The organism is Pseudomonas sp. DWP3-1-2 (assembly GCF_049896285.1).
GTDB lineage: Bacteria > Pseudomonadota > Gammaproteobacteria > Pseudomonadales > Pseudomonadaceae > Aquipseudomonas.
On the sequence record NZ_JAFCTZ010000003.1, the window covers coordinates 193,861 to 206,750 of the forward strand.

Annotated in this window: 11 protein-coding genes; all 11 read right to left on the reverse strand. The window is 59.6% G+C overall.

Annotation, left to right across the window (positions count from 1 at the left end):
• Positions 1 to 22 precede the first annotated feature (22 nt).
• The 11 genes from ACP7B0_RS09815 to gap all read right to left on the reverse strand — a co-directional run bounded on the left by ACP7B0_RS09815 (position 23) and on the right by gap (position 12,827).
• Positions 23 to 379, reverse strand: a complete 357-nt coding sequence (locus ACP7B0_RS09815) for a DUF5064 family protein (RefSeq protein WP_426141085.1) — start codon at positions 377 to 379, stop codon at positions 23 to 25.
• A gap of 76 nt (positions 380 to 455) precedes the next feature.
• The gene (gene arcC, locus ACP7B0_RS09820) at positions 456 to 1,385 is read right to left on the reverse strand and encodes a carbamate kinase (RefSeq protein WP_426141086.1); all 930 of its coding nucleotides are present in this window, start codon (positions 1,383 to 1,385) and stop codon (positions 456 to 458) included.
• Positions 1,386 to 1,467: 82 nt separating this feature from the next.
• A complete protein-coding gene (locus ACP7B0_RS09825; RefSeq protein ID WP_426141088.1) occupies positions 1,468 to 2,478 on the reverse strand; it encodes an ornithine carbamoyltransferase in 1,011 nt (336 codons plus the stop codon).
• Between the two features lie 68 nt (positions 2,479 to 2,546).
• Positions 2,547 to 3,803 carry an arginine deiminase gene (gene arcA, locus ACP7B0_RS09830; protein ID WP_426141089.1) on the reverse strand — a complete coding sequence of 419 codons (1,257 nt, stop codon included), beginning with the start codon at positions 3,801 to 3,803 and terminating at the stop codon, positions 2,547 to 2,549.
• 31 nt (positions 3,804 to 3,834) lie between these two features.
• Positions 3,835 to 5,262, reverse strand: coding sequence for an arginine-ornithine antiporter (gene arcD, locus ACP7B0_RS09835; protein ID WP_426141090.1), 1,428 nt, complete (start codon positions 5,260 to 5,262; stop codon positions 3,835 to 3,837).
• A gap of 185 nt (positions 5,263 to 5,447) precedes the next feature.
• A complete protein-coding gene (locus ACP7B0_RS09840) occupies positions 5,448 to 5,873 on the reverse strand; it encodes a YbaN family protein (RefSeq protein ID WP_426141091.1) in 426 nt (141 codons plus the stop codon).
• A 46-nt stretch (positions 5,874 to 5,919) separates the two neighbouring features.
• A complete protein-coding gene (locus tag ACP7B0_RS09845) occupies positions 5,920 to 6,534 on the reverse strand; it encodes a biliverdin-producing heme oxygenase (RefSeq protein WP_426141092.1) in 615 nt (204 codons plus the stop codon).
• Positions 6,535 to 6,635: 101 nt separating this feature from the next.
• Complete coding sequence (locus ACP7B0_RS09850) at positions 6,636 to 9,245, reverse strand: TonB-dependent receptor (RefSeq protein WP_426141093.1); 2,610 nt, start codon at positions 9,243 to 9,245, stop codon at positions 6,636 to 6,638.
• Between the two features lie 115 nt (positions 9,246 to 9,360).
• Positions 9,361 to 10,326 (reverse strand): FecR family protein, encoded by a 966-nt coding sequence (locus tag ACP7B0_RS09855; protein ID WP_426141094.1) that lies wholly within the window; start codon positions 10,324 to 10,326, stop codon positions 9,361 to 9,363.
• A gap of 80 nt (positions 10,327 to 10,406) precedes the next feature.
• On the reverse strand, positions 10,407 to 10,925 hold the full coding sequence (locus ACP7B0_RS09860) for an RNA polymerase sigma factor (RefSeq protein WP_426141095.1): 519 nt from the start codon (positions 10,923 to 10,925) through the stop codon (positions 10,407 to 10,409).
• Between the two features lie 900 nt (positions 10,926 to 11,825).
• The gene (gene gap / locus ACP7B0_RS09865) at positions 11,826 to 12,827 is read right to left on the reverse strand and encodes a type I glyceraldehyde-3-phosphate dehydrogenase (RefSeq protein ID WP_426141096.1); all 1,002 of its coding nucleotides are present in this window, start codon (positions 12,825 to 12,827) and stop codon (positions 11,826 to 11,828) included.
• Between the last annotated feature and the right edge of the window lie 63 nt (positions 12,828 to 12,890).

Here is a 12,890-nt window from a genome sequence, read left to right on the forward strand (position 1 = left end):
ATGCGAGAAGCCGGGTGTTCTGTCAGATCAAATGTTCCGGTTTCACCGGTTCACCTGATTCGGCGTGCAGTTTCTGGCGCACGTCTTCGAACATCTGATCGTAGTCCTTGTGCATCGCCAGCGGCAGTGTCGCAAGGGAAGGCAGGCCATGCTTGATGGCGATGCGATTGGCGTCGTGAGCGAAGTTGAAGGCCAGGTCCCTGGGCAGTACGAATTCATCCTGAAACTGATTCCCCGCAACCTCACCTTCCATGGCGAAACGCATGCAGGTGCCTTCACCTTCGGGTTGGCAGACCTCATAGCGGATGTGGATGTTGTAGCCAAAATCGGAAGCTTGCAGCGGTGTACGGATGATGTGCAGGTGACCGGGTTCGAACATGTGCGTGCCCAATGGAATAAGTAGAAATGTTCAAACAGAGCCTAGGCTCTGTTCGGGGTTTGGCGGCAGTCTGTTCTCAACCGTAGACAATGCTCGTACAGGCGGTGCTGATGCGGGTGCCAGCGGTGCCTTTGACGATGTCATCAATGTCCGCCAGCGAGCCGATCACCGCAGGGTTGCCGGTATGACGCGCGAACTCGCAGGCAGCCTGAACTTTAGGCCCCATTGAGCCTGCTGCAAAGCCCAATTTTTCCATGTCGTCAGGATGAGCCTCGATAATGGCTTTCTGGGTCGGTTTGCCCCAGTCGATGAACGCTGCGACGACATCGGTGGCGATGACCAGCAGGTCGCTGTCCAGTTGCTCGGCCAGCAACGCGGAACACAGGTCTTTATCGATGACCGCTTCGACACCCTGCAACTTGCCGTCTGCGCCGTACATGGTCGGAATGCCACCGCCGCCTGCGCAAATCACGATGCTGCCTTTTTCCAGCAGCCATTTGATCGGGCGGATTTCGAAGATACGTTTAGGTCTTGGGCTGGCGACCACGCGGCGAAACTTGTCACCGTCAGCGGCAATGCTCCAGCCTTTTTCCTCGGCCAGCCGTTCAGCGTCTTCTTTGCTGTAGACCGGGCCAATGGGCTTGCTCGGGTGCTGGAAAGCCGGGTCGTTGCCGTCAACCTCCACTTGGGTCAGCAAGGTGGCGAAGGGCTTTTCGATGGGCAGCAGATTGCCCAGTTCCTGTTCGATCATGTAGCCGATCATGCCTTCGGTTTCTGCGCCCAGCACGTCCAGCGGATAGGGAGTGACGCTGGTATACGCGGCCGCCTGAAGTGACAAAAGCCCGACTTGCGGGCCATTGCCGTGGGCGATCACCAGTTCGTTGCCTTCGATAATGCGAGCGATTTGTTCGGTGGCAACGCGGATGTTGGCCCGCTGATTGTCAGCGGTCATCGGCTCGCCACGGCGAAGCAGGGCATTGCCGCCCAGTGCTACGACGATACGCATGGTGGGTTTCCTTCAATAAGTTCGGGGCATGGGCACATCCATCTTGCCGGGAGGGGGATCAGCCCCTCCCGGCGGTCAGTGCTTAGATATCCGCCAGTGCGGCTACCAATATCGCCTTGATGGTGTGCATGCGGTTTTCAGCCTGCTCGAACGCGATATTGGCGGGCGATTCGAAGACTTCTTCAGTGACTTCCACGCCGCCTGCCAGGTTCGGGTAGCGGGCGGCGATGTCCTTGCCGACTTTGGTTTCGCTGTTATGAAACGCTGGCAGACAGTGCATGAACTTGACCCGCGGATTGCCCGAGGCTTTCATCATCTGCGCGTTGACCTGGTAGGGCAGCAGTTGCTCGATGCGCTCATCCCAGGCTTCTACGGGCTCACCCATGGAGACCCAGATGTCGGTGTGGATGAAATCCACGCCCTTGACGGCTTCTTTCGGGTCTTCGGTGATGGTGATTCGCGCGCCGCTTTCTTCGGCGAACGCCTGGCATTGGGCGATGAAGTCTTCATGGGGCCACAGGGCTTTGGGCGCGCCGATGCGCACGTCCATGCCCAGTTTCGCGCCGATCATCAGCAGCGAATTGCCCATGTTGTAGCGGGCGTCACCCAGATACGCATAGCTGATGTCGTGCAGCGGCTTGTCGCTGTGTTCGCGCATGGTCATGGTGTCAGCGATCATTTGCGTCGGGTGGAACTCGGCGGTCAGACCATTGAACACCGGAACGCCCGCGAACTTGGCCAGCTCTTCGACGATTTCCTGTTCGAAGCCGCGGTACTCGATGGCGTCGAACATGCGACCCAACACACGGGCGGTGTCTTTCATGCTTTCTTTGTGGCCGATTTGCGACGAAACCGGGTCGATGTAGGTGACGTGAGCGCCTTGATCATGGGCGGCCACTTCAAACGCGCAGCGAGTGCGGGTCGAGGTTTTTTCGAAGATCAACGCGATGTTCTTGCCCTGCAGGTGCGGACGCTCGGTGCCGGTGTACTTGGCGCGTTTGAGGTCGCGGGACAGGTCCAGCAGGTAGTGCAACTCGCGAGTGGTGTGGTGCATCAGCGAGAGCAGACTGCGGTTGCGCATGTTGAAAGCCATGATGTGAATCTCCTCGTGGAGCGCAGTGAAATCGGGTTTCACTGCGTCACACGTCAATGATCGGAATGTTAGTAGTCGATAGGGTCGCGGATGATCGGGCAGGTCATGCAGTGACCGCCGCCACGCCCACGGCCCAGCTCGCTGGCGCTGATGGTGATGACTTCAACACCCGCCTTGCGCAACAGGGTGTTGGTGTAGGTGTTGCGGTCATAGCCGATGACGACACCGGGCTCCAGTGCCACTACGTTGTTGCCGTCGTCCCACTGCTCGCGTTCGGCGGCGAAGCTGTTGCCGCCTGTCTCGACGACCCGCAGTGCCTTGAGGTTCAACGCCGATGCAACCGTGTCGAGGAAATTGCTCTCTTCGCGACGAATATCGATGCCACCGGGTTTGCTCTCATCCGGGCGCAGGCTGAACGCAACGATCTGGGCGACGACGTCCGGGAAGATCGTCACCAGGTCGCGGTCGCAGAAACTGAACACCGTGTCCAGGTGCATGGCCGATCGCGACTTGGGCAGCCCGGCGACAATCACCCGCTGCACGGCGTTGTTCTTGAACAGGTTCAGGGCCAGTTGACCAATGGCCTGGCGTGAAGAACGTTCACCCATGCCAATCAACACCACGCCATTGCCGATGGGCATCACGTCGCCGCCTTCAAGGGTGGCGTTGCCGTGGTCCTGGTCGGGGTCGCCGTACCAGACCTGGAAGTCGGCGTTGACGAAGTCCGGGTGGAATTTATAGATCGCGCTGGCGAGCAGGGTTTCCTGACGTCGTGCAGGCCAGTGCATAGGGTTCAGCGTCACGCCGCCGTAGATCCAGCAGGTGGTGTCCCGGGTGAACTGGGTGTTGGGCAGTGGCGGCAGAATGAAGCTTGAATGCCCCAGGAAGTCGCGGAACATCTCGATGGTCTTGCCGCCGAAACTGTTCGGCAGGTCGTCGGCGGAAACACCGCCAATCAGGAATTCAGCGATTTTGCGGGGTTCCAGGCTGCGCAGCCAGGCGTCCACTTCGTGGACCAGACCGATGCCCACCATGTTGGGTGTGACTTTGCGTTCGAGAATCCAGGTCAGCGCTTCCGGGATCGCTACGGTGTCGGTCAGCAGGTTGTGCATTTCCAGCACATTGATTCCGCGTTCGCGCATTTTAGTGACGAAGTCGAAGTGGTCACGCTTGGCCTGGCTGACCCAGAGCACGTCATCGAACAGCAACTCGTCGCAGTTGTTCGGCGTCAGGCGCTGGTGGGCCAGCCCCGGCGAACACACCATGACCTGGCGCAATTTCCCTGCTTCGGAATGGACCCCGAGTTTGATTTTGTCAGTGGACATATCTGTTCTCCTCCAATGGACTGCTTGCGGGTTACAGGGTCAGGAAGCCGTCGTACAGCCCGAAGGCGGCGACCAGCGCACCGATGACCACTGCGGCGAATATGAGTTTTTCGACGGTGTTGAAAACGGGTTGGCCGGACTCGTGCTTCGCCTTGGCGAAGAGAATGACGCCGGGGGCGTACAGCAGCGCAGACAGCAGCAGGTATTTGACGCCGCCGGCGTACAGCAGCCAGACCGCGTAGGTCAGGGCAATGCCGCCGATGATCAGGTCCTTGCTGCGCTCGCCCGGTGTTTTTTCATAGGTTTCGCCACGCACGGCCAGCAGAAAGGCGTAGGCCGCCGACCACAGGTAGGGCACCAGAATCATTGAGGTGGCCAGGTAAATCAGCGACAGATAAGTGCTGGCCGAAAACAGGGTGATGACCAGAAAGATCTGCACCATGCCGTTGGTCAGCCACAGCGCGTTGGCGGGCACCTGCTTGGCGTTTTCCTTTTTCAGGAAGGCCGGCATGGTGTGGTCCTTGGCGGCGGCGAACATGATTTCGGCACACAGCAGCACCCATGACAGCAACGCACCGAGCAGGGAAATGACCAGGCCGACGCTGATCAACACTGCGCCCCAAGGGCCTACCACGTGTTCCAGTACGGCTGCCATCGATGGATTCTGCAGCTTGGCCAGTTCCGGCTGGGTCATGATGCCCAGGGACAGGACGTTCACCAGCATCAGGAACAACAGCACGGTAATGAAACCGATCACGGTCGCCTTGCCCACGTCAGAGCGTTTCTCAGCACGGGCGGAAAAAATGCTGGCACCTTCGATACCGATAAACACCCAGACAGTGACCAACATCATTTTGCGTACTTGATTGGCAACCGAACCCAGGTCCGGGTTTTTCATGCCCCAGATATCGGCTGTGAAAATATCCAGCTTGAAGGCGAAGAGGGCGATCAGGATAAATAACAACAGCGGCACAACTTTTGCGACGGTGGTGACCAAGTTGATAAACGCCGCTTCCTTGATGCCGCGTAATACAAGAAAGTGAACAGCCCACAACAAGAGTGACGCGCCGATAATCGCGGCGACGGTATTGCCTTCACCGAAAATGGGGAAGAAGTACCCCAAGGTACTGAATAACAATACGAAATAACCAACGTTACCCAGCCAGGCACTTATCCAGTAACCCCAGGCCGAGGAAAAGCCCATGTAGTCACCGAACCCCGCCTTGGCGTAGGCATAAACCCCGCCGTCCAGATCCGGCTTACGATTGGCCAGGGTCTGAAAAACGAACGCCAGGGTCAGCATACCCACTGCGGTAATTGCCCAGCCTATGAGGATCGCACCGACATCGGCGCTGGCCGCCATATTTTGCGGCAGTGAGAAAATACCACCGCCAATCATTGAGCCAACGACAAGTGCAACTAACGCGCCAAGTCTGAGTTTACCGGAAGTTTCGGACATTTCATCGTTCCATCCGTGAGAGAGGGGAACAGGTTAGTCCAACAATGTTATAGAAATTTGATCCCGATCAGCTCAAAGAGATATTTAACGTGTTACTGCCATTTGCGAATGAAAATGTCGCATTTCAATAAGCGTATGGCATGAGGTCTTGGTTTATTTCAAGCCCATTGATTTAGCAGGCTGAGTTAATTGATTTCCGGTAGGGGTTCAGGCCGTGACCATATCCAGAGATTACCCAGACTCATGCCCGCTACGGCGGCATAAAGCGGCCAGCTGTGGGGCATCAGGCTGAACATGAGGATCGCGCAGGCCAGCATGCTGATCGTCGCGCTGATCTTGGCCCGGCGTGCGACGAGTTTGCCATTGCGCCAGTTGCTCAAGATCGGGCCGAACAGGCGATGGTTTTCCAGCCAGGCGCTCAGGCGCGGCGAACTTTTGGTGGCTGCCCAGGCGGCCAGCAGGATGAATTCCGTGGTGGGCAGGCCGGGCACAACGATGGCGATCAGGCCAATGCCAAGGCTGACATAAGCGAGCAGGGCGAACAGGCAGCGAGCAATTCTGGACCGCGGAGGTTTGCTGGTCATGGTCTCGTCAGTGGTCGATGGGAACATTGGCTCTCATGGAAATCCCGGCCAGCTTAACAGGCCGGGCTGGCTTTCAGGAGGTGGCCATTTCAGCCGGCCTGGCCGTGGCGTAAGCGTGTTGCAGCAAAACGTTGAAACGTTCAAACGCTTCGATGGCACCTTGCTCAGCCTGTGCTTGCTCGTCGGCGCTCAATTGCTGGCTGTCCAGGATGCGTGTGAACGTCTTCCAGCCTTCAGCGCGGCCACCTGCCGGCTCGCCAAGATGGCGGGCACCGAAGGTGTCGCTCAGGTTCAGCGCGGCGGCCCGCTTGATCAGAAACGCAGCGCCCAGTTTCGAGCCTTCGGAGACGAACAACCAGCCCAGCGCCTGAGCCTTGGTGGGCTGGCGCAATGCGCCGCTGACCGGCGCGGGAAGGTCGGTGTTCAGGTCGGCAAGATCAGCCATGGCCTGTTCGGCTCGGCAGCGGCCTGCCAGGTCGGGGAAAATACTGATCAGTTCGGGGTCGGTATACAGCGCCTTGAGTTCAGCCTGGAACAGGTATTGCGCCACCACGAAACGGGCATAACTGCCCAGGGTTTCGAACGGCGCGTTGGCCTTGACGGCCTTGTCCAGTTGCTCGTGTGGCGCGTGTGTTACCTGATTCAAGCGCTGGGAAAGCAGGGCTGAAGATTCATTTGCGGGAGTCATGGTTCTTCCTTGTAAAAGCGACGGGCTTGTTAACGAAACGATCCGGGTCGTTCTTTGCGTAAAAAAAGCGCCGCCGATGATTCGGCGACGCAGTAACCGGATCAGATATCCCACACCACATTGACGGCGAAGTTGCGCCCCGGCTGGGTCAGGCGATCCAGTGAGGCCGGGCTGGTGACACCCGCTTCGCCGACACCGTCGTAGCCGCGCACGTCGTCCCACTGCCAGTACTTTTTGTCCGTGAGGTTATAAAGACCGGCGTTGAGGGTGACGTCGCGGGTGACCTTGTAGAAACCCGCCAGGTCCAGCACGCCGTAACCGGGGGTCTTGAACTGGCTGGAGGAGCCATCCGGCGCATGAAAGTTGGTGCTGTCCACGCGGTCCTTGCGCTTGACCAGGGTCCAGCTCAGCAGGCCGCCATAATTGTCCTGCTCGTAGCCCAGGCCGAGCACACCCTTGAGCGGGTTGACGCTGTTGATCGGCTCCCCCGTGTCGTCATTGCGGCCATATTGGTAGGCGGCAGAACCCAGGGTGTAGAGGCCGTCCGGTGCGCCGAAGGTGTCGAGATTCAGGCGACCCTTGAGTTCGACACCCTTGATGGTGGCGTGCTTGATGTTGTTGGCCTGGAACACCGCCTCGGTGGCGGTTGCCGGCTGGATCGCGTCCTCGTTGATGAAGTCGCGGTACTTGTTGTAGAACACCGCGACGTCGAACGACCCAGCATCAAAAAGGCCGCGCAGGCCGGTCTCATAGCTCTTGCTCTTCTCCGGCTCCAGATTCGGGTTGGGCTCGACGATGTAGCCGGTTTGCAGGTTTTCGAAGCGGCCGTAAAGGGCTTTGGCGCTGGGCGTGCGGAACCCTTCGGCATATTGGCCGTACCAGGTGTACTGGTCGCTCAGGGCATAAGTAACGCCGAGCTTGGGCGACAGGCGATGCCACGTCTTGTTCTCGTCACTGACTTGTCCGCCGCCCGTCGGGTTGACGGTATTGAGGAATTCCTGAGTGATGTGCGGGCTCAGGTCAACGTAGTCGTAACGCGCGCCGGGCGTGAAGGTCCAGTCGTTCCAGTGGATCTGATCCTGGGCGAACAGGCTGTAGGTGTTGATGGTCGGGTCCGGGAAATCACTGGAGGGCGTCAGGCTGTCCGAGGCCGTCGGGCTGGTGGCTCCCACAACGCGACAGGTGCCGAGCACCGCGGCGCAGGTTGCGTTGCCGCTGCGCAGGCCCGTGACTTTCTGTTGTTTGAGCGTGGTGCCGTAGGTCAATACGTGATCGGTGTCCGCGAGACTGAACGCCTTGTCCAGCTGGGCGTCGAGAATCCATTGGCGATCCTTGTAGTACGTATCGCGGGAGCGCCATACATCGCGGGAACCGGGCACGTAGCGTTCCAGGGTGCTCTGGTCGGTCTTGGCGATCTGGTAGTTCAGGCTCAACTTGACGTTGTCCACCAGCAGGCTGTCCAGCGCGAAGCTGTTTTCCAGGCCGAACCGCTCGCGGGTGATGGTGTCGTTGCCGGTTCGTGATCGATAGAAGCCAAAGCCGGTGCCGGCATTGAACGGGCCGCCCACCGCGCTCTTCTGGTTGGTGTCGCGGTCATCCTTGTATTTTTCGTAGGTCAGGCCCAGGCGCGCGCCATCGTTGTAGTTCCAGCCCAGCTTGGCCAGAACATTGGTGGTGCGTGCGTCTTCAGGATTGGCCTCGGTGCGTTGCAGCCCCGTGCCGCCCGTGCTGCCGTAGGATTCGGTTTCATGACCGTTGCGCTGGCTCAGGTGCAGCAAACCGTCGAAATCGCCCTGGCGACCGGCGACGGTGGCAGAGGTCAACCAGCTGTCATCGGCGGAGCTGTAGCCGGTCTTGAGGCGTGCGCCCACATCCTTGCCGTCCTTGATGATGTCGCTGGCATCCAGTGTGTAATAGCTGACGGCGCCGCCGATGGCGCTGCTGCCGTACAGCGCCGACGCCGGGCCGCGTAGGATCTCCACACGCTTGACGATTTCCGGATCGACGTAGTTGCGATGAGTGTTTGCGTAAGGGCCGGAGAAGAAACTGTCCGGGACTTCGACGCCATCGACCTGGGTCAGAATCCGGTCACCGTCGATACCCCGGATGTTGTAGCCCGTGGTGCCCGCGCGCTGGCCAGCGCCGCCCACTGACACGCCCGGCTCGTAGCGCACCAGGTCGCGAATGGTGTTGACGTTCTGGCGATCCAGATCGGCGCGGTCCTGAACGGTCACGCTATTGGGCACCGAGGTGACGTCCTGCGCCTGACGGGTGGCGCTGACCGTGATCTGGTCCAGAGCCACCACGCCCGCTGTGCGTTTTTCCAATGCCACGTTGTTGTTGCCCAGGTTTCGATAGCCCAGATGAGTCCCCGCCAACAAGCGTTCCAGTGCCTTGCCTGGCGACAGATTGCCGGTTGCGCCGGGTGACGTGACGTTGTCGGCCAACGCGGAGGAAAGGCCGACCTGCCAGCCGGTAATGCGGCTGAATTCGTTCAGTGCTGACGTCAGCGGCTGTTGCTGGATGGCAAACGTGTAGGTCCCGGCAGGGCGGCTGGTGGGCTGGACGCCGCTTTCCGGACTGGGGCTGGCGGCGATGGCCGCCGGGCTGGCGGCGAGTACAGCGAGGGTCAGCAACGATAGGGCAAAGCATTGCAGGCCCGAAGTGGGTGTCTTGGCAAAACGCGTGTCGGGCTTGAACGTGAACGACATCGATAGGGCTCCCTGTCTCGCTGGCAATAGTGTTGCAACTGATTACTAATGCGAATCAGTTGCATTGGCTATGACTAGACGAGCGACGAGCGGTTATCGCGTAAAAATAATTTCCTCAGTTCAAAATCACCAGCGCTGGCAGTTCATGCAGGCTGGCAGAGGTGATGTGGGCCAGGGAGCGGACGACCTCAATCGGGTTGTCCAGACGGTAATTGCCGGTGACGGCCACGTGCTGGAGCCGGTCGTTGGTGTTGACGATCCAGCCGGGGTAATAGCGCCGCAGCTCAGCCAGTACGTCGCTCAACGGACAGTTGTCGAACACCAGACGGCCCTGGACCCAGGCCAGGTCCGCATTGCGATCCAGCGCCTGGCGATGGCTGGCGCCTTTGGCGTCAACGCTGATGCTGTCTCCGGCCAGGACCACTTGCGCTTTGTTTTGCGGGGTCCGCACGTTCAGAGCGCCCCGCTCGACGAAAATCTGCGCCACGCCATTCAGGTAACGCACGGCGAACGCACTGTCGCTGGAGCGCAGGCTGACGGTCCCGGCCTGAACCTCCAGCGGCGGGTTCAGGCTGGCAGGCACTTCGAAGAACGCTTCACCTTGCAGCAGATGCGCCACGGGGCCTTTGCCGGTCATATCGCTGGATAACGCTGAATGGGTGTTGAGCAGCACTCGGGAGCCGTCTTCCAGCTGCAAACGCTGGCGCTCACCCACGGCCGTCAAATGATCGGCCTGCAAGCGCACGCCCAGGTTGCTGAAGTTGAACACCGCGATCAGTAACACCGCCGCCGTGGCCAGCGGTTTCCAGTACGCAGCCGTGCAGCGACGCCAGAACGCGGGGGACGAGGGCTGCAGGGCCTTGGCCGCTTGTTTCACCGGTTGCGAATGCCAGACCGCGTGAACCCTGTCGAAGGCTGTGCGATGGGCAGGGTCAGCCGCCAGCCAGGCCTGGAAACGCGCCTGCTGTTCGAGGTCGTCATTGTCCAGTTCGATCAGCCAGTTCAAGGCTTGGTCCATCGCGCTATCGTTCAGGACATCCTGAGCGATGGAAGGCGCGCGAAGGGTTTCAGGATCCTTCACGGATGATCCTCGGTAGTGCTTGTTTGTCGGACGCCGAACGGCAGGCCGATGCCCGGATTGCCCGCAGCCTGCTGCAACACCTAAAGGTGGTCAAGCTTTGCCGCCACCGCGACGCATATCGCCATGATCAATTTCAGTTCCTTTTGCACGGTACTGGCCGACACACCCAGTTGCCCGGCGATCTCCAGGTAACTGCAGCCATTGAGGCGACTCAGGGTAAATATCTGCTGTTGGCGCGGAGTCAGTTTGCTCAGGCTCTCGTTGAGACCTTCAAGCAGTCGCGTGGCGTGAGTGGCGTCTTCCAGCGGGTTGATCGGGGCGACAACGTTCTCGATATCCGCCTGAGTGGTGTCATCGTCGACAGTTCGAGCCACTACTCGGCGGGCGCGCAGATGATCCAGCGCCAGGTTGCGGGCGGTCTGGTAGACGAAAGGTTCCAGATGATCAATGGCCCGGCTGCTCAAGGCGCGTGTCACGCGCAGGTAAGTCTCCTGCAACAGGTCTTCAGCGGTGCTGCGGTTGCTGACCAGCCTTTGCAGGGTGCGCAAAAGGACCGGGCGTTGGGACAGAAATACTTCATTCAAGCGTGATTGACTCACGGGAATACCCGACCTGGGAAAAGCAGCGGATGATAATGCGTATCATCTACGTCCGTGGTCAAGTGATGTTTGTGCAATTCATTGGGGCGGGTGGCGTGCCTGCCTGTTCGCTACGTATCTGCGACCAGGCGTCGGCGACTGGTTGGCTAATGAAATGCATCTTTTTGCCTGCGCGTGTTGCGTGGTGGCGGAGCGTGTTGGATCGGGTGGCAGCAACAGCATTGGCGGTGCTGCGGCTTGAGGTTCCGTCCTGTCGGCCGGGTCCATTTTGTCGTGGCAAAATAGACGAAAACCGTTTGCGCTGACGTCCGGCCCCTGCTTCGCAGGGGTTCCTTCGCTACGGTGCCGTGGTGTGGGTACGCGCCGACGGGCCATCCATGGCCCAGCGGCGCTCGCCCGGCATCCATGCCGGTCGCCCCACCCCACGCCACCTCCACTCAGCCTCCCGACGCGCGTTTGGCGGTGTCTGGGCCATCGCGGCGATTAAAAGCAAAAGCAGAAGCAAATCTGCGGTGAAGAGTCTTCAGGTGCATATTTCTAGCTGATTGAACACCAGTCTTGGGCCGGTGAATGCACGCAACTCGTCCAGACAACGCGATTGCGACTTGTGGCCGGCCGAACGCAGGCATTGCGCAGTGGGGAACCCGGCATGGATGCCGGGTTAGCCGCACTGGGCCATGGATGGCCCTTTGCGGCGACCCACGGAGTAATGCCGGAGTGAGGGAACCCCTGCGAAGCAGGGGCCGGACAAAGGAGCGGACGGTTTTTACTTTGCCAAGACAAAGTGGCTTTTTGTTTTATAGGCAGCCGTAAGGACGCAACGGTGAACCTGCGTCACGCCGCTTCTGGATACGCAGGGTATTCCGGCGATATCCAAAGGCATCATGAATAACATCGCCATCACTGCGCGTTATGCAGCGCCAGGCAGTTATCCAGCATGCGGTTGGAAAACGCCCATTCGTTGTCGTACCACGCCAGAACCTTGAGCAGCTTGCCGCTGACCTTGGTGTGGTTGGCGTCGAAAATCGACGACAGCGGGTTGTGGTTGAAGTCGTGGGAAACCAGCGGCAGGGTGTTGTAACCCAGCACTTTCGAATGCTGGCTGGCCTCTTTCATGATTGCGTTGACTTCCTCCACCGTGGTCTCGCGACTCAGGTGCAGGGTGAGGTCCACCAGCGACACGTTGATCACAGGCACCCGCACGGCCATGCCGGTGAGTTTGCCTGCCAGTTCCGGCAACACCAGACCCACGGCTTCGGCGGCGCCGGTCTTGCTCGGGATCATCGACTGAGTGGCCGAGCGGGCGCGGTACGGGTCGGTGTGGTACACGTCGATCAGGTTCTGATCGTTGGTGTAGGCGTGGATGGTGGTCATCAGACCGTTTTCGATGCCCAGTTCACGGTGCAGCACCTGAGCCACTGGCGCGAGGCAGTTGGTGGTGCATGATGCGCTGGAGATGATTTGGTGGGACTGGCGCAGGGAGTCGTGGTTGACGCCGTACACGATAGTGGCGTCCGCGCCTTTGCCGGGTGCCGAGATGATCACTTTGCGCGCGCCGGCGGTCAGGTGGGCAGCCGCCTTGTCACGACTGGTGAAAAAACCTGTGCATTCGAACACGACGTCGATGTTCTGCGCTTTCCACGGCAGCTCGGCAGGGTTGCGAATGGCGCTGACCGCAATTCGGTCACCGTTGACGGTCAGGCTTTCGCTGTCGCATTCGACGGTGCCGCCGAACGGGCCGTGGACCGTGTCGAAGCGCAGCAGGTGAGCGTTCATCTCGCTGTCGCCCAGATCATTGATGGCGACGACTTGCAGGTCCTGACGATAGCCTTGGGTATAGAGTGCGCGTAGGACGTTGCGGCCGATGCGGCCAAAACCATTGATAGCAATACGAAGAGTCATTCAGCCGTCCTCACAGAATTTGTTGTTGGAATTACAAGATTATTCGCATAAAAATAGAAAACA